The sequence below is a fragment of the Mycetocola sp. Y791 genome, assembly GCF_059445325.1.
This window is the reverse complement of the sequence record NZ_JCAIUC010000002.1, coordinates 330,097-351,126: the sequence shown is the minus strand read 5'-3', so window position 1 is coordinate 351,126 and position 21,030 is coordinate 330,097. Positions and strand designations below refer to the sequence as shown.

General features: G+C 67.1%; 18 protein-coding genes. 5 read left to right on the top strand and 13 right to left on the bottom strand.

Going from position 1 to position 21,030, the window contains the following annotated elements:
• Nucleotides 1-13 precede the first annotated feature (13 nt).
• On the bottom strand, nt 14-883 hold the full coding sequence (locus AC1C2N_RS06510; protein ID WP_495433331.1) for an AraC family transcriptional regulator: 870 nt from the start codon (nt 881-883) through the stop codon (nt 14-16).
• Between AC1C2N_RS06510 and AC1C2N_RS06505 the strand changes: the two genes are divergently transcribed.
• Nucleotides 882-1,406, top strand: a complete 525-nt coding sequence (locus tag AC1C2N_RS06505; RefSeq protein ID WP_495433330.1) for a VOC family protein — start codon at nt 882-884, stop codon at nt 1,404-1,406. The genes AC1C2N_RS06510 and AC1C2N_RS06505 overlap by 2 nt on opposite strands.
• Nucleotides 1,407-1,449: 43 nt before the next feature.
• Here the strand turns inward: AC1C2N_RS06505 and AC1C2N_RS06500 are convergent, their stop codons facing one another.
• From AC1C2N_RS06500 to AC1C2N_RS06445, 12 genes are all read right to left on the bottom strand, one after another.
• Nucleotides 1,450-3,681 (bottom strand): glycoside hydrolase family 3 C-terminal domain-containing protein, encoded by a 2,232-nt coding sequence (locus AC1C2N_RS06500; protein WP_495433329.1) that lies wholly within the window; start codon nt 3,679-3,681, stop codon nt 1,450-1,452.
• Nucleotides 3,682-3,701: 20 nt separating this feature from the next.
• Nucleotides 3,702-5,978, bottom strand: coding sequence for an alpha-L-rhamnosidase (locus tag AC1C2N_RS06495; RefSeq protein WP_495433328.1), 2,277 nt, complete (start codon nt 5,976-5,978; stop codon nt 3,702-3,704).
• Nucleotides 5,979-6,030: 52 nt separating this feature from the next.
• Nucleotides 6,031-7,188, bottom strand: a complete 1,158-nt coding sequence (locus AC1C2N_RS06490; protein WP_495433327.1) for a serine hydrolase domain-containing protein — start codon at nt 7,186-7,188, stop codon at nt 6,031-6,033.
• A 161-nt stretch (nt 7,189-7,349) separates the two neighbouring features.
• On the bottom strand, nt 7,350-7,931 hold the full coding sequence (locus AC1C2N_RS06485) for a TetR family transcriptional regulator (RefSeq protein ID WP_483406396.1): 582 nt from the start codon (nt 7,929-7,931) through the stop codon (nt 7,350-7,352).
• A gap of 59 nt (nt 7,932-7,990) precedes the next feature.
• On the bottom strand, nt 7,991-8,815 hold the full coding sequence (locus tag AC1C2N_RS06480; RefSeq protein ID WP_495433326.1) for an aldo/keto reductase: 825 nt from the start codon (nt 8,813-8,815) through the stop codon (nt 7,991-7,993).
• 10 nt (nt 8,816-8,825) lie between these two features.
• Nucleotides 8,826-9,836 (bottom strand): aldo/keto reductase family protein, encoded by a 1,011-nt coding sequence (locus AC1C2N_RS06475; protein WP_483406398.1) that lies wholly within the window; start codon nt 9,834-9,836, stop codon nt 8,826-8,828.
• A gap of 28 nt (nt 9,837-9,864) precedes the next feature.
• A complete protein-coding gene (locus AC1C2N_RS06470) occupies nt 9,865-10,698 on the bottom strand; it encodes a carbohydrate ABC transporter permease (RefSeq protein WP_108963458.1) in 834 nt (277 codons plus the stop codon).
• On the bottom strand, nt 10,695-11,627 hold the full coding sequence (locus tag AC1C2N_RS06465) for a carbohydrate ABC transporter permease (protein WP_483406399.1): 933 nt from the start codon (nt 11,625-11,627) through the stop codon (nt 10,695-10,697). Before AC1C2N_RS06465 ends, AC1C2N_RS06470 begins: the two co-directional genes overlap by 4 nt.
• Nucleotides 11,628-11,705: 78 nt before the next feature.
• Entirely contained in the window at nt 11,706-13,031 is a 1,326-nt protein-coding gene (locus AC1C2N_RS06460) for an ABC transporter substrate-binding protein (protein ID WP_495433325.1), read from the bottom strand.
• Between the two features lie 407 nt (nt 13,032-13,438).
• Complete coding sequence (locus tag AC1C2N_RS06455; protein WP_495433324.1) at nt 13,439-14,416, bottom strand: NAD(P)/FAD-dependent oxidoreductase; 978 nt, start codon at nt 14,414-14,416, stop codon at nt 13,439-13,441.
• 118 nt (nt 14,417-14,534) lie between these two features.
• Nucleotides 14,535-14,750 carry a DUF2283 domain-containing protein gene (locus tag AC1C2N_RS06450; protein WP_483406402.1) on the bottom strand — a complete coding sequence of 72 codons (216 nt, stop codon included), beginning with the start codon at nt 14,748-14,750 and terminating at the stop codon, nt 14,535-14,537.
• 226 nt (nt 14,751-14,976) lie between these two features.
• Nucleotides 14,977-15,270, bottom strand: coding sequence for a DUF1905 domain-containing protein (locus tag AC1C2N_RS06445; protein WP_483406403.1), 294 nt, complete (start codon nt 15,268-15,270; stop codon nt 14,977-14,979).
• 560 nt (nt 15,271-15,830) lie between these two features.
• Between AC1C2N_RS06445 and AC1C2N_RS06440 the strand changes: the two genes are divergently transcribed.
• The 4 genes from AC1C2N_RS06440 to AC1C2N_RS06425 all read left to right on the top strand — a co-directional run bounded on the left by AC1C2N_RS06440 (nt 15,831) and on the right by AC1C2N_RS06425 (nt 20,823).
• The gene (locus AC1C2N_RS06440; RefSeq protein WP_495433323.1) at nt 15,831-17,024 is read left to right on the top strand and encodes a glycosyltransferase; all 1,194 of its coding nucleotides are present in this window, start codon (nt 15,831-15,833) and stop codon (nt 17,022-17,024) included.
• Nucleotides 17,021-17,908 carry a PIG-L deacetylase family protein gene (locus AC1C2N_RS06435; protein ID WP_495433322.1) on the top strand — a complete coding sequence of 296 codons (888 nt, stop codon included), beginning with the start codon at nt 17,021-17,023 and terminating at the stop codon, nt 17,906-17,908. Before AC1C2N_RS06440 ends, AC1C2N_RS06435 begins: the two co-directional genes overlap by 4 nt.
• 666 nt (nt 17,909-18,574) lie before the next feature.
• Nucleotides 18,575-19,345: an FMN-binding negative transcriptional regulator gene (locus AC1C2N_RS06430; protein ID WP_483406406.1), complete on the top strand. Its 771-nt coding sequence runs from the start codon at nt 18,575-18,577 to the stop codon at nt 19,343-19,345.
• Nucleotides 19,342-20,823, top strand: coding sequence for an amidohydrolase (locus AC1C2N_RS06425; protein ID WP_495433321.1), 1,482 nt, complete (start codon nt 19,342-19,344; stop codon nt 20,821-20,823). The genes AC1C2N_RS06430 and AC1C2N_RS06425 overlap by 4 nt, the downstream gene beginning before the upstream one ends.
• Nucleotides 20,824-21,030 lie beyond the last annotated feature (207 nt).

Genomic DNA, 21,030 nt, shown 5'->3' with positions numbered 1-21,030 from the left:
TGCCCGCCCGGCCCTACGAGTCGGCCGAGCCCGACCGATAGCTCGTCGGTGTGAAGCCGAGCACGCTCTTGAAGTCGGTACTCAGGTGCGCATGGTCGGCGTAACCGAGGTCGGCCGCCACCCGCGCGATCGTCAGCGAGGGGTCGTCGCGCAGCATCCGCGCCGCCTCCTGCAGCCGATAGCGGCGGATGATCGCGAGCGGCGGCAACCCCACATACCGGTGGGCGTACCGCTGCACCTGCCGCGTCGACAGGCTGAGTCGGCTCGCAACCTGGTCCACCCGCACGATCGTCGGGTCCGTAGCGATGAGGTCCTCCATCGCGTTGGCGAGCAAACCGGTCTCATCCGGCGGGGCCAGGTGCGCGCGTGCCCACGCGCTGAAGGCACGACGCGCGCCGTCAAGATCTGCCGGGGCACCGGCATCCGTCATCGTCGCAGCGACGGTCCGATGCAGATCGGGAGCATCGAAAGGAACTTCCGAATTGCGGATGCTCGCGGGCTCGGCACACAGCGACGCCAGCCCGGCGGGGCGAAGGAGCGCGCCGACCGCCCAGCCGCTCCCCCGCAGGTCGCGGTGCGAGGCGCCCGTGGTCGGCCCGGAGAGCGCAACGCCGGTCGGCTCGGCCACGAGGTTGGACGCGGGGAACGGCAGGATACTCTGCCGCGAGGTGCGGCCGGGGGCGAGCTGCCACTGCGGGATCCAGAACCAGCGGATGCGATCGGCGAGGTCCTCAGGGGCGGGGTGGCGGTCAAACGTTGGAAGCCGCGCGGGGTAGAGAATTCCCCGCCCGTCGGCTAGTTCGGCCACGTTGCCCTCCTCCCGTTCGAGGCTGTCGCGAATCTTCAAGCCAGCCCGGATGACGGCGACATACGGTCTCATCATGAACGAATCAACCACGAAAATCGATGCATCCCGGCCCGGAGTTTCGGGCGACCACACCACCAACGGCATCCCGCACGGCATGACGAGCCTCACGCCCTTCATCGCGGTGAAGAGCGCGGCTGACGCCATCGAGTTCTATCGAACCGTGTTTGGCGCCCGCGTGGTCGACGTCACGGAAATGGGCGGAGTCGTTGCTCACGCCGATCTCGATTTCGGTAACGGCCACCTGCAGCTCGGCGAGCCCAGCGACGATTTCGGGCTCATCGCCCCGCCGTCCGGCGACGCAGACTGCTACTCGATCGGGCTCTATTGCGCGGATGTCGACGCGACGGTCGAGCGGGCGGTTCAGGCGGGCGCGACGGTCCGCGAGGCGACGACCGATTTCGTCTCGGGCGACCGGTTCGCGTCGATCCGCGACCCGTTCGGCGTACGGTGGTCGGTCATGTCCCGGGTCGAGGACCTGTCCGAGGAGGAGAGTGCGCGCCGGGTCGCGGAGTGGGCGGCTGCGCAGTCGGGTGCGTAGGTCGCGTGCGCTCGCCCGTTTGCCCGCCCGCGACCGCCCCGCGTCAGGCGTTCGCTTCGGAGAGGAACTGCTCCAGCTCGTCCGCCGTGATGCCCAACATGCCGGCCCGACCAACGGGGAACGAGGCCATCATCATCTGAGTATCTTCGTCAGCGGATTCCGCGAGGCCTCCGCTCGAACGCTGCACCACCCGCTTGAGGGCAGCCGCAGCAGCCGGGTGGGCAAGGACCTCGCCGATCGTACTGTTGCGCGTGATCGGCAGCCCAAGCTCGTCACCGTCGACCGATACGTCGACAGAGACGCGGATGTCGCGGCTGGAGGAGGCGACGTCGATTCGGTAAACGCCCGGTTCCACTATCCACTTCTCGACACGGCTGTCCCAGTAAGCCAGGTCGGCACGGCGCACGCGCAACGCGACTTCCTGAGTCTCACCGGGTTCGAGCACCACTCCCGCGAACGCCTTCAGCTCACGAGGTGCCCGCTCGACGATCGACGGGGCAAGGCCGGTGTAGACCTGCACGACTTCACGGCCCGCGCGCCCACCGGAGTTCGTGACGGCGACGCGGATGTCGAGGTCGCCGTCCGGCGTCACTGTGGCGACAGCATCCCCGTACGAGAAGGTCGTGTACGACAAGCCGTGACCGAAGGGGAACGCCACCGGCAGCTCACGGGCGTCGTACCAGCGGTAGCCGACAAGCACGCCCTCGCCGTAGCGGACGTGCCCGAACTCGCCCGGGAAATTGCCGAAGGTGGGGTTGTCCTGAAGACGGAGGGGAATGGTTTCCGTGAGCTTGGCCGAGGGGTTGACCACTCCGAAGAGCACGTCGGCGGTCGCGCCGCCGCCCGCTTGCCCCAGAAGCGATCCATCGAGAATCGCGGCAGCACGGTCGGCGAACGGCAGCGCCACGACGCCGCCATGGGAGAGCACGACGACGGTGCGGGGATTGGCGGCGACGACGGCGTCGAACAGAGCGAGCTGCTCGGCGGGGAGGTCGATACCGGTGCGGTCGAAGCCCTCCGACTCCAGCCGCGCGGGCAGGCCGAGGAAGAGCACAGCCACGTCGGCGGCGGATGCTGCGCCAACGGCCTCTGCGCGAAGGTTCGCCTGAACGTCGACAGAGGCGTCAGCGTCGAGGCTGAAGCCCTTGGCATAAGAGACATCGCCGGTCGACAGGTCCCGGATCTCGTCGAGGGCGGTGTCGAGCCGCGTCGGGTTGATCAGCGACGAGCCAGCGCCCTGGAAGCGCGGGTTCGAGGCGAAGTCACCGATGATCGCCAACCGGGCGGTCCGCTCGAGAGGCAGTACCCCATCGTTGGTGAGCAACACGATCGAGCGACCGGCGGCCTCTCGCGCGAGCGCGTGGTGGGCATCGACATCGAGCGGACCAGCCGTGCGCTCGGCCTCGGTCGCACGGTGGGCGAGCGACGCCACACGGGCAGCAGACGCATCGAGAACACTCTCATCGAGGCGCCCGTCACCCACAGCGGCAACGATCTCGGCGTCGGTGCGCCCGCCGCTCGAGGGCATTTCGAGGTCGAGCCCGGCGATGAGCGCGGACACCCTGTCATTGACGGCACCCCAGTCCGACATCACCAGACCCTCGAAACCCCACTCCTCACGGAGAACCGTCGTCAGCAGCCACGGGTCCTCGGAGGCGTACCTGCCGTTGATGCGGTTGTACGAGCACATCACCGTCCACGGCTGGGCGTCTTCGACCACGCGCTGGAAAGCCCGCAGGTAGATCTCGCGAAGCGGCCGGATGTCGACATCGCTGGAACTGCGCAGCCGATCGGTTTCCTGGTTGTTCGCGGCGAAGTGTTTGAGCGATGTGCCGACGCCCTTCGACTGCACGCCCCTCACCCAGGCCGCGCCGATCTCGCCGGCCACGATGGGGTCTTCAGAGAAATACTCGAAGTTACGACCGCACAGCGGTGAGCGCTTGATGTTCACCCCGGGGCCGAGGAGGACGGCTACGTTCTGGATCGACGACTCCACCCCGAGAGCAGCCCCGACGCGTTCGGCGAGTTCCGTGTCGAAGGAAGCACCGAGCCCGACGGCGGGCGGGAAGCACGTGGCCGGGATGCTGTCGACGAGTCCCAGATGATCCGAACCGGCGCGCTGCTTGCGCACGCCGTGGGGGCCATCGGTCACGAGGACGGATGGCACATCGCCGACACCTTCCGTGCGCCAGAAGTCGAGCCCGCTGGTGAGCGCGGCCTTCTCTTCCACCGAAAGGCCGGCCAGAACCTCGGGGGTCGTGCGATCACTGGTCATTGCGGGGTCCTTTCCGGGGGTCACGCGGTCATGCTCGCTTCTGCGGCTCCAACGAACTCATGCGCTCCACCTGTGACGGCGAACCGACTCCCGTCGGGCAGGATGACCTCGGCCGGCACGTCGTCGGGCAGCGCGATCTCCACCCGCAACTCACCGTCGGTGACCCGCCATGCACAGGACACCGGACCATTCGAGGTGCGGTACGTCGTTTCGGCCCAGTCAATTCCCGGTCCGGGCTGCGGCTGAATGCGCACGGACGCGTAGCCAGGGGACGCGGGGCGGATGCCGCCAACCACCTGGTACACCCAGTCGACAACAGCTCCAAGCGCGTAGTGGTTGAAGCTCGTCATCTCACCGCTGTTGATCGTGCCGTCCGGCAGCATCGAATCCCACCGCTCCCAGATGGTGGTAGCACCCATCGTCACCGGGTACATCCACGACGGGCTCTCCCGCTCGAGCAGCAGGCGGTAAGCGTCCTGCAGGTGACCCGTCTCCGACAGCGCCCACGTCACGTACGGAGTGCCGGCGAAACCTGTCGTCACCCGATAGCCCGACTCACGGACAAGGTCGGCGAGCCGGTTGCCCGCGAGTTCACGGAGTTCCCCCTCGAGCACGCCGAACGCGATCGCAAGGGCGTAAACCGTCGCGCAATCCGAACGCACGACTCCGCGGCTGTCGACGTAGTGCTCGACGAAAGCCTTCCGCGTGCGAGATGCCACCGCCCGCCAGCGTTCCGCATCCTCCCGCTTTCCCAGCACATCCGCCGCTTCCGCCGCGAAGGAGGCGGAGCGGTAGAGGCACGCGGTCGCGACCACGGAAGCGTCCGCCTTCGCGGCCGCCGGATCCTCCGGCGGCGCGTCAGGATCCAGCCAGTCCCCCAGCTGGTTGCCGCCGTCCCAGAGTCCGGTATCCGAAACATCAGGCTCGATCGAATCAAGGTGCATGACGATAGCCGGATAGTAATCCGCCAGCCGGGTCGCATCCCCATACGACCACCAGAGCGCCTGTGGCACCCAGACAGCCGCGTCGCCCCAGACCGCGGTGGCGCGGTGCCACGGCAGGGAGAACCCGTCCGGGAAGTGCGCGTACTTCAGCACCTCCGGGACGATCAGCGGAACGACCTGATCTTCGGTGTGACGGGTCTCCTCAAGCAGGTCCCTGAGCCAGCCGTCCAGGAAGTCCGAGGTATCGAACTGGAAATTCGCGGATGCCGCGTACGCTGCCAGGTCGCCCGTCCAGCCCAGGCGCTCGTCGCGTTGCGGGCAATCGGTCGGGACGCTCAGGAAGTTTCCTTTCTGGCCCCAGACCGAGTTGTGCACGAGCTGGTTGACGAGCGGCTCGGAGCAGGTGAAATACCCGGTGCGTTCCATCTCGGAGTGCACGACAACCGCCTCGAGGCTGTTCGGCCCGAGCTCACCGGGCCACCCGTCAACGTCGATGTACCGGAAGCCGTGGAAGGTGAACGTCGGCTCGAAGCTGTCGAGCTCACCCGAGAGAACGAACTCGTCGGTGGCCTCCGCACCGCGCAGCGGGCGCATGCCGAGTTCGCCGTCCTCGAGGACCTCGGCATGGCGAATGCGGATAGTGTCGCCCCGCCCGCCGCGGACGGAGAATCGCACCCAGCCCACCAGGTTCTGGCCGAAATCAACGATGGTGCGCCCAGAGGGCGAGGTGGAAATCTCCACAGGGGACAGAACTTCGTTGCGCACGATCGGCGGCGACGTCTGCGGGAGCAGGGTCGCACGGTCGATGTCGACAGCGCGCACCTCAAGGGGCGCTCCGCCGCCGCGAAGATTCGCATCGATGGTCTGTCCGTTGTACAAGGAGTTGCGCGTGATGTCCGACTCCTCGGCCGTCCATGCGTTCGATGTCACGATTCGCTGGCTCGACCCGTCGCGATACGTGATCTCGAGGGCCGCCGCGACACTGATCTCATCACCGTAGTTCGCGTTCGCACCCGCGAAGCCCAGACGGCCGCGATACCAGCCGTTGCCGAGCAGGAGTTCGATACTGAGAGGGCCGACAGCCCGCGAGACGACATCCGTCACGTCGTATTCCTGGTACGCGAGACGCCACTCGTATGACGTCCATCCGGGGTTCAGGACCGACTCGGTGACCGCTACGCCATCGATTTTTGCCTCGTACACCCCGTGTGCGGTTGCGACGAGCGCGGCAGTGGTCACCTCGTCGCGGGGTTTGTCGAGAGCAGCCTCAAAGCGGAAGCGGGGGGCGATCCCCTCCGGGGCGGTCGCCGTGAGGAACGCCGCATCGCGGAGAGGGCTGAGTGCTGTCGTCATGATTCGTCCTTCTGCTTTCACTTCGCCTGTCGGATGTTGCTGGCTGCGGCGATCACGCCGCGCGTTCTGCCTCGATCGCGCACGTGCGCGCCAGCCGCGCAAGCGCGACCGAACGGTGATCCGCTCCGCCAGGGTGCTGACGCGGCCACGGGATGTACCCGAACGAGATTTCGGTCGCGGGGTCTGCGAATGCCAGCGCGCCGGCGGCACCATCGTGCCCAAAGGCGCCGAGGCTGGCGTACGGCATACGCGGCTGCGGGAGCAGGAAGACCGCCCCGAAGCTGTTCGTCACGTCCAGGACACGATCATGGCCCCAGGACCGCTGGATCGCCATGGCGCGAAAGACCTCGGGCGAGGCGATGGGGCGGGCAGCACCGGGAAGCGCATCCGCATACAGCCGCGCCAGGCCGCGCGCAGAGCCGACGCCACCGATCGCTGCCGGTCCCGCCCGGCGCACGCGAGGATTGTTCGAACTGATGCCGCGGTCGGTCAGGTCGTCCGGCGCATCGACGTTGGAGAAGACAGTCTCGGCCAGCGCATCCTGCGGGGAACGCCCCGCGACCTCACGCTCTTGCTCAGCGGTGAGAACCGGGGGTGCGAGCGGCACGTAACGGCCATCGAGGTCTTCCGGCATCCCGAGATAGAAGTCCGCGTCGCGAGGCCCGCGGATGGTCTCTTCGTACTCCTCCTGCAGCGTGCGACCCGTCGTGCGCCGGACCAGCTCCTCCATGAGGATGCCGATCGTCAGCGCGTGGTAGCCGAAGGCCGATCCCGGCGCCCAGAGCGGAGCCTGGGAGGCGAGTCGTGCAGCACCGAGCTCGGAGCGTTCGAGGAACTCCTCAAACGCAAAGGTCCCGGGCGAGAGCGCGGCCAAGCCGGCGCGGTGGGACAGGAGGTCGCCGACAGTGACGTCATCTTTGCCGAGGGCGGCGAACTCCGGCCAGTAGGTGGCGACGCGACGGTCGAGATCGAGCGCACCCCGGTCCAAAAGTGACGCGATGACCAGCGCGGCGGCACCCTTGCTCACCGAATACACGCCCGTCAGGGATTCAGTGTCGAGCGCGGGGCCGCCAGCGAGGTCGACGACGGCTTCGCCATGGTGGAACACGGCGAGTTGAGCGCTGTATGCCGGCTCCGCCTCGAGGTAGTCCGCGAAGAGTCGGCGTACCGGAGCGAACACATCTTTGACGTCGGGAGCGGCTCTGGTCATGGGATCTCCAGCGACTCTGTCGCGGACGGATCGCACGTCTGTAACCGGCGGCTTGACATCACAACGGGCACTCGTCCTCCATTGGCTCGGGCAGCAGCGGTGCTGCCGGGTGCAATGAAACTAGAATGGCGGTCATTGACTGGTTTTGCAAGTGCCTTGGTTCATCGCGAGTTCTTGAGGGCGTTCCACAGGCTCCGGATACGCCCCGGCATGTCCACACCATCCGGATTCAGCAGCCACTGGATTTGCAGACCATCGGCCGCCGCGACGAGAAGCGACGCGGCATCCTCAGCGTTGACATCCGGGTCGATGTCACCAGTAGCCTGATGTGCGCGCACGTCCGCAGCGATCTGATCCAGCAACCACTCGTAGCGCTCCGCGAAGAAGGCGCGCGCCTCGCTGGCATCCGCTGCGGTCTCTGCCGACATCGCAACGAAGAGGCGCACGAGACCAGGCTCACCAGCATTGCGGTCGACGGCGCCGATCAGACGATCAACGGAGTGCGTGTGCACAGGCTCAGCCTCATCGGTCGAGCGATCATCCCGACGACGGAGCACCTCGAGGAAGAGTTCTTCCTTGGTGCTGAAGTGGTGCAGCAGGCCGGCCTGGCTCAAACCCGCCTGTCGCGCGACCTCTCGGACGCTCGTCCTGTCGTACCCCCTCTGCGCGAAAAGCTCGAGAGCCGCGTCGAGGATCTCGTCACGTTTGATGAGCCCCTTGGCATATGGTCCGCGCGTTGACATGTCGTCATGCTATGCCACACGGGCCGCCGTCCGAAAATAGTTCGTCGAATGGTTTTGCGTTATGCGTGGGCGGCACTGAGGCGTGCGAGCTCGCCCGGCGACAGCCTCAGCTCCCGTGCTCGCAGACCGTCTGCGACGGTGGCCGGACGAGTGGCCCCCAGGATCGGCACGATCTCCGGTGACACCGCCCGGAGCCACGCCAGCTGCACCTGTGCGTGAGAGACGCCTCGCTCGCGCGCGATCTCCACAGCCGTCGAGGGCGGTTCGGCGCCCGCCCCGCCCAGCGGCGAGTAAGCCAGGAACAGGATTCCGCGCCGGACACACTCCTCCGCTAGCGGCAAATCCCTGGGCCAGTTCAGTGACAGCCGGTTTTGCACTGCGGAGATCTCCGTGACACGCGACGCGCGATCGAGCTCGTCACGGGTCACGTTCGAGATCCCGACGTGTCGCAAGAGACCGTCACGTCGCAGATCGTCGAGAGCCTCCACACTCTCCTCGATGGGCACGACGGGATCGACGTGGTGGAGAAAGTAGAGATCGATCTGCGGCACGCCGAGCGCGCGCAGGCTCGCCTCGCAGTGCGCTCGCAGCGTCGAGGCGCGGCCGTCGACAGGGAACGTCTCTCCATCACGCCAATGCCCGCCCTTCGTAGCGACGAGAACATCGGCTCCCTCGATCTGCGCCAGCGCCCGACCGACGATGACCTCCGCCGTCGATTCCTCGCCGGGCCGGGCATAGGCGCGCGCGGTATCGACGAGCCGCACGCCGCCCTGCACAGCTCCCCTGATGGTGTCGACCGCGTCCTCGAGCGAACTCCCGCCAAAAGCGAACCCCGCTGTCCCCAGCGCCAGAGAGGACTGCGGCAGTTCGCCCCGCAGGGTCATGTGCCGCGGCTCACGCCGGACGGTCGTCGGGGGACTCGAGAGCCGTCTTGGCCGGGTCCCGCTCGATGACATCGCCGAGAGCCTCATCAATGCGACGCAGCACCTCGTCGTCGAGCACGACACCGGACGCCGCCACGTTCTCCCTCACCTGCTCGGGGCGGGAGGCACCGATGATCGCTGCGGAGACGTTCGGGTTTTGCAGCACCCAGGCGACGGCCAGTTGCGCCATGCTGAGCGAGAGCTCGTCCGCGATCGGACGCAGGCGTTGCACCCGTTCGAGGACATCGTCGCGCATGAAGCGGCCGATCATCTCGGAACCACCCTTGTCATCGGTCGCACGGCTGCCCGTCGGAGCGGCAGCCCCTGGGGTGTACTTGCCCGTCAGCACGCCCTGCGCGACCGGCGACCATACGATCTGCGAAACGCCGACTTCAACGGATGCCGGGATCACCTCCGGCTCAATGATCCGCCAGAGCGCTGAATACTGCGGCTGGTTGGACACAAAGGGAATCCGCAGTTCCTTTGCCATAGCGGCACCAGCCCGGATTTGGTCGGCAGTCCACTCACTGACCCCGATGTAGAGGGCCTTGCCGGAGCGCACGATATCGGCGAAGGCCACCATCGTTTCCTCGAGCGGCGTCGCCGGATCCCAGCGGTGCGCCTGGTACAAATCGACGTAGTCCGTGCCGAGTCGGCTGAGCGAGCCGTTGATCGACTCCATGATGTGCTTGCGTGACAGCCCGACGTCGTTAGGACCCATCGGGCCCGTCGGGAAGTAGACCTTGGTGAAGATCTCGAGCGACTCGCGCCGCTGGCCTTGCAACGCTTCGGCCAGGACGCTCTCAGCACGGGTATTGGCGTAGACGTCAGCCGTGTCGAAAGTCGTGATTCCAGCATCCAGCGCCGCATGTACGCACGCGATCGCCGCGTCGTTCTCCACCTGAGAGCCGTGGGTGAGCCAGTTGCCGTAGGTGATCTCCGAGATTTTCAGTCCGGATGCCCCGAGGTGGCGGAATTTCATTTGTGAGGTCCTTTCGGGTGGAGCGCGATCATCCCTTGATCGCCCCCGCAGTCATGCCTTCGACGATCTGCCGGTTGAAGAAGATGTACATGAGAAGTGGCGGAATCGTGATGAGCAGAATGTCCGTAAAGAGGAGGTTCCAGGAGGTTGCGTACTGGCTCTGGAAGTTGAACAGGGTTAGCTGAACCGTCGCGTTCTCCGCGCCAGGAAGGAAGTACAGCGGGTTCGCGAAGTCGTTGAAGACCGCGACGGCCTGGACGACGATCGCCGTCACGATGACGCTCTTGAGCAGGGGGAAGGCGACTTTGAAAAAGAGCCGGATCGGCCCGGCGCCGTCGATAATCGCGGCCTCGTCCAGTTCCTTCGGGATCGTCGAGACAAACGAGCGAAACAGCAGGACACAGAACGCCATGCCGTACGCGACCTCGATCAGCACGAGACCGGGCAGAGTCTTGAACAGCCCGATACTCTGCAGCACCCAGATCGTGGGGACAACGGCGGGCGGGACGATGAGCCCAGCGAGGATCAGGAAGCTGAACACCCCGTTCCAGCGCGACTGACGCCGAGCGAGGATCCACCCCACCATCGCCGACAGGATGACCATGATCGCCACCGAGGCGACCGTCAGGATGCTGCTGTTGATGAACGCCGTCACCAGCATGAAGTCATTCGTCGCGAAAACCGCCGCCACGTTCTCGAAGAATACGAAATCGATCGGCAACGAGAAGTCCAGCAAGGAGGCCTGCTGCTGTGTTTTGAAGGAGGTGATCAGGATGAACGCGAACGGGATCAGGAAGACAACCGCCGAGACGATGATCGCGATGATCCCGACGAGGTGGCGTCTGCGGTTCTGAGTTCTCATAGGTCGGTCTGCTTCCGGTTAAACCAAAGGAACAGCGGCAACACGATCGCGGTCACCACGAGGAACAGGATGACGTTCCCGGCGGTCGACAGCCCGTAGAAGCCGGCCTGGTATTGCTTGAGGATCACCGACGCGATGACGTCGCTCGAGAACCCGGGTCCCCCTCGGGTCATCGACCAGATGAGGTCGAAGGATCGAAGCCCGCCGATGAGGGACAGAATGATCACGGTGGTGGTGGCAGGTGCCACCAATGGCACGGTGATGCTCCAGAAGTTCTTCCACCCACCTGCCCCATCCATGGTGGCCGCCTCGTAGTACTCGCGCGGAATGGAGACGATGCCCGCCATGAAGATCAGGGCGGCGAGTCCGACACCCTTCCAGATGTCGACGCCGATGATCGAATACAGCGCGAGGTTCGGGTCCGTCAACCAGCCGGGGCCCTGAATGCCAACCGCGGCGAGCGCTCGATTGATGAGGCCCTCCTCCGGGTCCATCAGGGCGCGGAACGTGATGCCAACGCCGATCGTGGAGACAAGCACCGGGAAGAAGATAACTGCTCGGAGATACCCCCTGGCCACGATGGGCGACGTCAGCAGGACCGCCAGCGCCAGCCCCAGGATCACCTTGAGGCCTGACGTCAGGACGCCATAGATCAGAGTGTTCTGGAACCCCTTGGTCAGCTGAGGGTCGCGGAAGAAGAGGGAGAAATTGTCCCAGCCGATGAATTCGATTTCGTAAAGGTTCCACCGCGTGAACGCAAAGAAAAACGATGCGAACGTCGGGGCGAGGAACAGTACCGCGTAGATGACGCCCGCGGGCAGCAGGAACCAGTACGGATAAGTACTGTGGGAAAGGCGACCCGCGGTCCGGCGCTTCGGAGGCTTTCCTGCCTCACGGAGCGGCGGCGCGGAGGGTGCCAGCGTGCTCATGGGATCTCCATCCAGTCATGGGTGCCGGTGGGGACGGCTTTCGCCGCCCCCACCGAGCGTTCGGTCATCGGAAGAAGGTCACCAGCCGTCGAGTCCGAGCTGCTGCGCCTGCTTCTCAACGTCCTGGTCATACAGCGCCGCGGCATCCTCTGCGCTACGGATACCGGAGCCGACCTCCACAAGAAGTTGCTCGAGCGCCGGGCCCTTGATGGGCGACAGGAACTCCAGGGCCGGAGCCACGCGCTCCTCGTCGAAGTACGGGTACATGTCCGTCACCATCCGGGGTGCGTCTTCGGGCAACTCGCATCCGTCGACCAGCATGGGGCCGGTGACACCGGACGCCTCGATAACGGCGTCGCAGCCCGCCGGGCTCGCGACGAACGCCATGAACTTCTTGACTTCCTCGGGGTGCTCAGTGTCCTTCGGCGCGTACACGGCTGCGGGGTACCACACGGTGCCGCCGTTGTCGGCCGCATCGTCACCGGGAACCGAGAAGTAGCCGATGTCGTCGAGGTTGTCTGGTGCGAGCGTCTTCAGTGATGAGTACAGCGCGGTGAACATGGGGTAGTGACCGGCTTCGCCCGAAGCCACTGCCACGAGCCCCTCGTCGAGGGTCGCCGAGGCGAAGTCCGCATTGAAGTAACCGCCGTCAGCCAGCTCCTGCAGCTTCGTGAAGCCCCCGATAGCCACCTCGTCCGTAGCAAACTTGGCCTCATTCGCCGTGTACTTGTCAGCCCATTCCGGATCGGACTTGTATACGTTGTAGAAGTCCGAAAGCGTGAGGATCTGCGCCGTCCAGGTGTCGGCGAAGGTCATTTGGACGGCCGTCTTGCCTGCCGCCTTGATCGCGTCGGAGTTGGACACGAACTCATCCCAGGTGGTCGGCACTTCCAGGCCGAGCTCCTCGTATACAGGGATGTTGTACAGGATTCCACCCGTGCCTGCGGAACCCGCAGGAGCACCGAAGACCGCGCCGTCCGACCCGGAGACGACCGAGCGGAATGTTTCGTCGAGGTCCCCGACCCATGGCTCGTCCGCCACGTTCAGCAGCGTCTGGTCGGGGTTCAAGCCCTGCAGCTGTGACCCGCTGTTGTACCAGAACATGTCGCCCACCTCGCCGGTCGCGAGACGGGTCTTGAGCAGGTTGTCGTATTCCGAGCCGGATCCGCCGCTCGAATCAACCTTGATCTTGATATCCGGGTTCTCCGCCTCGAAGGCGTCGACCAGTGACTGGGCGATGTCGATGTTCGTCTGCACGCCGCTGCCCTGCAGCCAGGTCAGCTCGACAGTTCCATCTTCGCCGCCTCCGCCGCCGGCGCCGGAACAGCCGGTCAGCGCGATGGCTGCGGCCGCCATGAGGCCAACCGCTCTCACCGACTTGCGGGATCTCGATACTTGGGACATCCTTACCTCCTCGTAAAGCCGTCGCCAGCGACGGTGCCGTGTGATCCGCCTCAGGTGCTATCGAAAACTATTCGATGACGGGGTTTCATTATCGTATGGCCTCGCTGCCCGGACGTCAATGAAACGTTGCATTTCGGTGGCCGCACGGGCGGCGAGTGCTCTCTCAGGCCACGGTCAGCGCCGCGGGGGGGCGATAGAGAGTCACCCCTTCAGCGCGGCCTATCCGTCCCCGCCCCAACCCGCCCAGCCCGGCCCAGCCACCCGCGGCCATCCGCCCCTGTCCCCTTCGACCGCGGTCCATTCGCCAAAAATGGCTCCCTGTTCGACCTGTTATCGGTCGCAGAGAGCCATTTTTGGTAAGGGGGCGCGGGCCGGCGGCGCTCGGGCGCAGCCACCCGTCCCGCGCGTTACTGCACCGGGGCGTCCACCCGGGCGGCCCGGTACGCGAGCACCGCGTCGCGCGTGTCTTCCGCAACGAGGTCGACGTTGAGCGACACGACCGCACGCAAGCCCTCGTCAGCGCTGGTCACCACCTGCCCGGCCAGGTCGGCGACGTTTCCCGCCGCCCATACGCCGGGGACCGATGTGGCGCCCATGGCATCCGTTTCGATCTGCATTCCCATGCCCATGGGGTGCGGCACGAGTCGAACGCCCAGCTGCGCCGGGAGGTCGGTGCGCGCCGTGAACACCGGCGCGACCACGAGGGCGTCGACCTGGTGGGTCGCCCCGTCCTCGAGCCTCACCACGGTGAGCTGGTCGCCCGGGCCGTCGAGCGACTCCACCCGCCCATCGACGAGAGTGATCCCGCGGGCGAGCAGCTGCTCGGTCTCCTCCTCGCTCGGCCGCGGCGCGGTGTGCAGGAACAGGGTGATGTTCTCGCTCCACTGGCGGAACATCAGCGCCTGGTGCACTGCTTTGGGGCTCGTCGCGAGCACTCCGATTGCACGGTCGCGCACTTCCCAGCCGTGGCAATACGGGCAGTGCAGCACGCTCTTCCCCCAGCGCTCCCGCAGGCCGGGCACATCGGGCAGTTCGTCGACCAGTCCGGTGGCGATGAGGAGGCGACGCCCGGTGAAGGTATCGCCGGCGGCCGTCGTCACCGTAAACCCGTTCTCACCCTTCGCGGCCGACACCGCAACACTGTCCCGGAGCCGGGCGCCATACCTCTCCGCCTCAGCCCGGCCGAGCCTGAGCATCTCACTCGGTCGGATCCCGTCCTGGCTCAGGTAGTTATGCACACCGGATGCCGGTGCGTTGCGTGGTTCACCACCATCGAGCACGACGACGGAACGGCGAGCGCGCCCGAGGGCGACGGCGGCACTGAGCCCGGCGGCACCGCCACCGATGATGACAACGTCGAAACGCAAAGGTGAGGAAATAGTCATGAAGCAATGCTGAGTGAGGAGCACGCTCGGATCAAGAGCGGTGTCAAATTAGCGACGGAAGTTCCACCGGACGACACTCAAGCTCTTACTGCCGCGCTCCCCGCGACTTTTGCGCCGGCTAGAGCTCAGCCTCGGCAATCACCTCGGGGCGGAGTAGCGTCGATGCGTTCAGGAATTCGAACCCGAGGAGCCTGCCGTTCGCGTCGAAGTCGGCATTGATCGTGCCGGCCTGGCTGGGCGTTTCGATCTCGACGGTGCGGGCGACCTCGCCCGGCCGGATCGGGCTGCCAAGCGTCAGGTAGGCGGCATCCACCTCGGGGTCATAGGTCAGCATGGATCGAGGATAGACCGTCCGCGGCGGCGGCCCGTTGGCCGGGCTGCCGGGCTGCCGGGCTGCCGGGCTGCCGGGCTGCCGGGCTGCCGGGCTGCCGGGCTGCCGGGCTGCCGGGCTGCCGGGCTGCCGGGCTGCCGGGCTGCCGGGCGAACTTTGCCAGATCCAGAGCGAACGGATGCACGCACGCGCGCACCTCACGCCCCTCACCAAACCTCTGACGGGGCGGCTACAACTCGAGCAGCTCCAGGTGCACAGTGACGGGGTCGCCCTCGTCGATCCCCTCGGCAACGCGCACTGACTTCTTCATCGGCAAGACGTAGACACCCTCCGCAGCGCCGGGAAACACCGAGGTGTCCCAGGTCGAGTTGCCTACCGTGGCCCGGACTTTGACCGCACCGAAACCTGACGGCATCCGCGGGATTTCGCGGATGTCGGCGCTCTCCTCTTCGGGAACCGAGACGAAGTACCACGAGGCCCTCGCGCTCCATTCCCAGAGCGGGGCGGTGAAGGTGAAGTGCATGCTCGATGCTAACCCGGGTCGGGTCCGCGCCCGGCGTTGCGTGCCGCTCGCCGTGCGCCCACCGCCGCCGCCGCCACGCCCACGCCCACGCCGCGTCCACCTCCCCGCCCGAGCACCCCGCCCTTCGCGCCTGCAGGTCGTCCACCGCGGCACATCCATGCCCGCGCTGCACATACTTCTGTAGCGCGAGCATGGATCTGTAGCGCTCGAACGCAGAGCCAAGCCGGGCCCGCCCTGCGCTTACCTGCTCCTGTTCCCGCCCGAGCGCGGAGCCGACCGCCCGAGCCTCTGCCGGTACCCAACCCCGACCCCTACCGCTGCCACCACTCACTTCGCTCGCCTCACCTCACCAGCCACCCACTCACTTCGCCCCTCCGCCCGCGACGATCGCTCACCTCCGCCGCCCACCCACCGCGGCACTTCCATGCCCGCGCTGCACATACATCTGTAGCGCGGGCATGCATCTGCAGCGCTCGAGTGCCGAGCTGAGCCGCCCTGCCCCGCCGAGCGCCGCGCCCGCCCCACCGGCACACCCGGCCCCCGCGATCTAGACTCGGTAAGTGCCACTCCGTATCCTCCTGGTCAGCCTCCACACGTCCCCCGACGACGATCCGGGCACCGGCGACGTCGGCGGCATGAACGTCGCCGTCCGGGCAACGGCCCTCGAGCTCGGCGCGCTCGGCCACACTGTCGACATCGTGACGCGACGCACCTCGCCGGATATGGCATCCGCTCACCCCATCGCACCCAACGTGATGCTGCACCACGTCGCCGCGGGCCCGCCCGAGCGGCGGGTAAAGGGCGACAACGAGGGCTACATCGACGAGTTTGCGCGGGCGCTCGACGGGTTCGGCGAGGTCGACATCATCCACTCGCACCACTGGTTCTCGGGCATGGCCGCCCTCGACGTCGCGGGCCGCCGCGGCATCCCGCATGTGCAGAGCTTCCACAGCATCGCCGCCGACCCGGCGACCCCGCTCTCGGAGGGCGAGCGCCCGGAATCGCCCGGTCGCATGCGGGGCGAGGAACGCCTTGCCCGTGAATCGGATGCCGTCATCGCCATCAGCGCCGCCGAGCGCGACACCGTCGTGAACCGGCTGGGCGCGCCCGAGTCGCGCGTGGTGGTCGTGGCACCCGGCGTCGACAGTGAACTTTTCGCGCCGCTCGCGAAGCCGTCGAGCGAGCGCCCCGGCTACGTCGTCGTCGCCGCACGGATCGAACCCCTCAAGGGGCTCGACCTCGCGATGAAAACCCTCGCCGCCCTGCCAGCGACCGGGCGACCCGACCTGGTCGTCGCGGGCGGACCGACCACCGGACACGAGGCATACGCCGCCGAACTCCGGACGCTGGGTGATGAGATGGGCATCTCGGTGCGCTTCGTCGGCCCGCAGCCACGCCCGAAGCTGGCAGCGCTGCTCCGCGGGGCGCGCATGCTGCTCGTGCCGTCACACTCCGAGACCTTCGGCCTCGTGGCGCTCGAGGCCGCGGCGAGCGGCATCCCGGTCGTCGCGATGCGATCGGGCGGTCTCGTCGAGGCGGTCGAGCACGGTGTCACCGGGTTGCTCGTGGACTCCCGCGATCCTGAGGCGTGGACGGATGCCGTCGGCCACCTCCTCGCGGACGACGCGTTGGCGCACCAGCTCGGCAACGCCGGACGCGAACGGGCCCTCACCTTCACCTGGCGGCGCAGTGCGGTCGAGACCGCCGACGTGTACGCCCGATTGATCGCAGCGTCGAGCGGAGCGAGGGCATGACCGGAGCATTTGGCACGGAAGATTCCTCGCCCGGCATCAACCCGGGCGAGGGTATAACGGCACCGGCATACAGAACGGACGCCAGCGACCGAGGGGCAACAAGGGCGACCGAGCCGGAGCCCGCCGACGCAACCGCGAGCATCCTCACCGGGATCCACTCAGTGCTGTTCGCACACGCCCACCCCGACGACGAGACCCTCGCCACCGGCGCCCTCATCGCCGAACTCGTCGCTCGCGGCATTCGGGTCACTCTGCTGACCGCCACCCGCGGCGAACAGGGTGAAGTCGTGGCCGGGCCACTGTCGCCGCTCGCCGGCACCCCCGAACTCACGGTCGAACGCGAACGCGAACTCGCCGGCGCTATCGCCGTGCTCGGCATCACCGACCACTACTGGCTCGGCACGCCACCCGCGCGAGCTGCCGGGCTGCCTCAACACACCTACCGCGACTCGGGCATGGCCTGGATCAGCGAGGGCGTCGCCGGTCCTGCCGACGACGCGCCCACCGATGCACTCGCCCTCGCCGACCTCGCCGATGTCACCACCGATGTCGCCGCCCTGATCGCGACGGTGCAACCCGACCTCGTGATCAGCTATGACGCTCACGGCGGCTACGGGCACCCCGACCACGTGCGCATCCGCGATGCCGCGCTGCAGGCATCCGTCGCCCTCAACATTCCGTTCGCGGAGATTCGCGAGCAGCCAGCGCCGGGTGTGGAGTGGTTCGAGCTCGAACACCGTCGCACCACGATGACGGATGCCCTGCGTCACCATGCGAGCCAGCTCACCGTGTTCGGCGATGAGGTCGTGCACTCGGGCGGGCAGAGGGAGCCGATCCACCCGAGTGTGGGCCTCCGGATCGTCGCCCCGCCCGCTTCGAACTAGAGCCGAGGACGCCCGGCGCCGCTGCCGCCCGCGGTGCCCAAGCTTTCGGGCGGAGAATCGTGGGCCGCGGCGACGCATTGCCCACAGACCCTACGATTTACCTCCCGAAACACACCAATAACCGACCCGTATATAACGGGTAGCGGCCGTGCCGCATCGGTCCATCGTGAGCGGCTCCCGCAGCGCCGCACTCCCGTTCAGCCCGCCATTCTCGGAAACGGACGGGAGCCGGAGCAGCGCTGCGCACATGCCTGACGTTTCGGGCGGAGAATCGTGGGGCGCAGCGACGTATCGCCGCCAGACCCGACGATTTACCTCCCGAAGCACACCTGACCGCCGGGGCGTTCGCGGGAAGAAAGCCCGGTGCCCGAGCTTTCGGGCGGAGAATCGTGAGGCGCAGCGACGTATCGCCGCCACGCACCGCGATTTACCTCCCGAAACGAACCTGACCGCCACGGGCCCCGCGCCCGCGCCCCAAGGCGGGCCGCGGGTCCGCTCCCACTCAGCCCATTTTCCATAAAGGGTTGGCCGCACGGCCCCACCCCCCCCTCGCAGCCGACCGTTTTCGGCAAATGGGCGGGGGCGAACCGGACCGGCGCCGAGCGCCCCAGCCGGCGGGCCCGACACGTGCGGGAAGCCCCGCGCATCATCTGCGATGATTTCCCCATGCGCCACACGCCCTCATACGTCGTAACCGATCCCGAAGAAGTAAAGCGGCTCATCCGCGGAAACGCGTGGGCGACCATCGTCTCCAACACCGCGAAAGGCCTCGTCGCCTCGCACTACCCCGTAATCCTCGAGGAGGATCGCGAGGGCATCAGCATCGTCAGCCACGTCGGACGCCCCGACGACCGCGCACTCGAACTCGGCCAGCACGAGGTGATGGTCATCATCCAGGGCCCGCACGGCTACGTATCGCCGAGCTGGTACGGCGACCAGCCCGCCGTGCCCACCTGGAACCACGTCACCGCGCACCTCTACGGCGTACCCGAAATCCTCAGCGACGAGGAGAACTGGCGCGTTCTCAGTGAGCTGGTGAGCCACTTCGAGCACAAACTGCCCGAGCCCAAGCTGCTCGAAGACAACGAGGAATACGGGCGGCGCATCGTCTCGGGTACCGTCGGGTTCCGGATGCTGGTGACACGGTTCGAAGCACGCTCGAAGCTCAGCCAAGACAAGCCAGCGGATGTCGTCGACAACGTCATGACCGAACTCGAGCACGGCGCAAACTACGCCCATCCCGACCTCGCTGCGGAGATGCACCGGGTCCACGACGGCGCGGCCCTCGGCAACGACAACAGCGGCGACGGCCGGCAGGCCAGCAACGCCCAAACCGAGACGACCGACACGGCCGACGCCGCGGACACCGCGCCCGACTCCAGCCGCCCCGCCGCCACCCACACCAGCAACGACACCCCCCGAATCCCCGAGTCGTGAGCGCAGAACCCGACAGCCTCGTCCTCCGCGAGGCCCGCATCGGCGAGCGCGTCACCGACGTTCTGATCACCGACGGCCGTATCGCGAAGATTGCCGACGGCATCCGCTCGAGCGCTGAAGAGGTGGCTCTCGACGGCCGCTGGCTGATCCCGGGGCTGTGGGACGAGCACGTGCACTTCAACCAGTGGGCGCTCAAGACGCGGCGACTCGACGTGTCGACCGCCGCAAGCGCACGTGAGGCCGCCCGGATGACCCACGACGCCCTCGTCGCTGCTGGGCCCCAGCCCGTCGACGCCACGGGCCGCCCGCTCACCTTCGTCGCGAATGGATTCCGCGACGGCGTCTGGCCCGACGCCCCCAACCTCGCCGACCTCGACGCCGCTGGGAACGGCGTTCCGATCGTGCTCATCAGCTTCGATCTGCACTCGGTCTGGCTCAACACCGTCGCCCTCGAGATCTTCGGCCACGCCGGGCACCCGACGGGTCTGCTCCGGGAGACGCCCGCGTTCGAGATCGAGAACCTCGTCAACGCGGTTCCGGACTCGATCCTCGATCCGATGGTGAACGATGCAGCAACGGATGCCGCCTCCCGCGGCATCGTCGGAATCGTCGATCTCGAGATGGCCTGGAACCTCGAAAGCTGGGACCGCCGCATGGCCGCCGGCGCCAACTCACTCCGCGTCGAGTTCGGGATCTACACCCAGCACATCGACCGCGCGATCGCCGAGGGCCTGTACACCGGGCAGCGGATCAACGAACTGCTGACGGTGGGCAGGCACAAGATCATCACCGACGGGTCGCTCGGCACCCGCACGGCGTTCTGCTTCGACGAGTATCCCGGCATGGCCGGGCAACCGGACGCGCACGGCATCCTCGTGGTCCCTCCCACCGAGCTCGCCGAACTCCTAGCCCGCTCGGCAGAAGCCCGGCTGCACGCGACGGTGCACGCGATCGGCGACCGCGCCAACTCCCACGTGCTCGACGCCTTCGAGGCGCTCGGCGTCACCCACGGCAGGATCGAGCACGCCCAGCTCGTCACCGACGCGGACGTCGCGCGGTTCGCCGCCCTCGGCGTCGACGCCAGCGTGCAGCCCGAACACGCCATGGACGACCGCGACATCGCCGACCGGTTCTGGCCTGACCGCACCGCCAATGCCTTCATGCTGCGCTCGTTCGCCGACGCCGGCGTTCGGCTCGTGATGGGCTCGGACGCCCCCGTCGCTCCCCTCGACCCGTGGATCACGATCGCGGCAGCCGTCGGCCGCGCGCGTGACGGTCGTGATCCGTGGCACGTCGAGCAGGCGCTGACGGCTGTGCAGGCACTGGCGGCGAGCGTGCGAACGGATGTCGCGGTGGGCGCGATCGCGGACCTCGCGATCGTCGAGGCCGATCCGTTCACGTCGCCGCCCGAGCAGCTGCGCAACCAGACGGTCGCCGGCACCCTCCTCGGCGGACGCTGGACCCACAACGCCCTGTAGCCGCACACGCTCGCCCCGAGCCGTCGATTACGCCAATGTTTCAGTCTCATAAAACTTTCAATAGATTCTGAAACTTCATTGTGTCGACGCGTGAAGTCACCATACACTCGGGTCACCGCACTCTGCACCAGCCCGCCCACCGTGACACACCCAGCCATGTCGGGCACTTCCACGCACGTTCCCGACCACTGCCGGCCGGCCCCTCGG

Coding starts and splice junctions, on each gene's coding strand:
- AC1C2N_RS06475 (WP_483406398.1), bottom strand. CDS start 9,836: ATGAAATTCCGCCACCTCGGGGCATCCGGACTGAAAATCTCGGAGATC.
- AC1C2N_RS06485 (WP_483406396.1), bottom strand. CDS start 7,931: ATGTCAACGCGCGGACCATATGCCAAGGGGCTCATCAAACGTGACGAG.
- AC1C2N_RS06430 (WP_483406406.1), top strand. CDS start 18,575: ATGCGCCACACGCCCTCATACGTCGTAACCGATCCCGAAGAAGTAAAG.
- AC1C2N_RS06505 (WP_495433330.1), top strand. CDS start 882: ATGAACGAATCAACCACGAAAATCGATGCATCCCGGCCCGGAGTTTCG.
- AC1C2N_RS06435 (WP_495433322.1), top strand. CDS start 17,021: ATGACCGGAGCATTTGGCACGGAAGATTCCTCGCCCGGCATCAACCCG.
- AC1C2N_RS06490 (WP_495433327.1), bottom strand. CDS start 7,188: ATGACCAGAGCCGCTCCCGACGTCAAAGATGTGTTCGCTCCGGTACGC.
- AC1C2N_RS06495 (WP_495433328.1), bottom strand. CDS start 5,978: ATGACGACAGCACTCAGCCCTCTCCGCGATGCGGCGTTCCTCACGGCG.
- AC1C2N_RS06450 (WP_483406402.1), bottom strand. CDS start 14,750: ATGCTGACCTATGACCCCGAGGTGGATGCCGCCTACCTGACGCTTGGC.
- AC1C2N_RS06465 (WP_483406399.1), bottom strand. CDS start 11,627: ATGAGCACGCTGGCACCCTCCGCGCCGCCGCTCCGTGAGGCAGGAAAG.
- AC1C2N_RS06510 (WP_495433331.1), bottom strand. CDS start 883: ATGATGAGACCGTATGTCGCCGTCATCCGGGCTGGCTTGAAGATTCGC.
- AC1C2N_RS06470 (WP_108963458.1), bottom strand. CDS start 10,698: ATGAGAACTCAGAACCGCAGACGCCACCTCGTCGGGATCATCGCGATC.
- AC1C2N_RS06455 (WP_495433324.1), bottom strand. CDS start 14,416: ATGACTATTTCCTCACCTTTGCGTTTCGACGTTGTCATCATCGGTGGC.
- AC1C2N_RS06500 (WP_495433329.1), bottom strand. CDS start 3,681: ATGACCAGTGATCGCACGACCCCCGAGGTTCTGGCCGGCCTTTCGGTG.
- AC1C2N_RS06460 (WP_495433325.1), bottom strand. CDS start 13,031: ATGTCCCAAGTATCGAGATCCCGCAAGTCGGTGAGAGCGGTTGGCCTC.
- AC1C2N_RS06445 (WP_483406403.1), bottom strand. CDS start 15,270: ATGCACTTCACCTTCACCGCCCCGCTCTGGGAATGGAGCGCGAGGGCC.
- AC1C2N_RS06480 (WP_495433326.1), bottom strand. CDS start 8,815: ATGACCCTGCGGGGCGAACTGCCGCAGTCCTCTCTGGCGCTGGGGACA.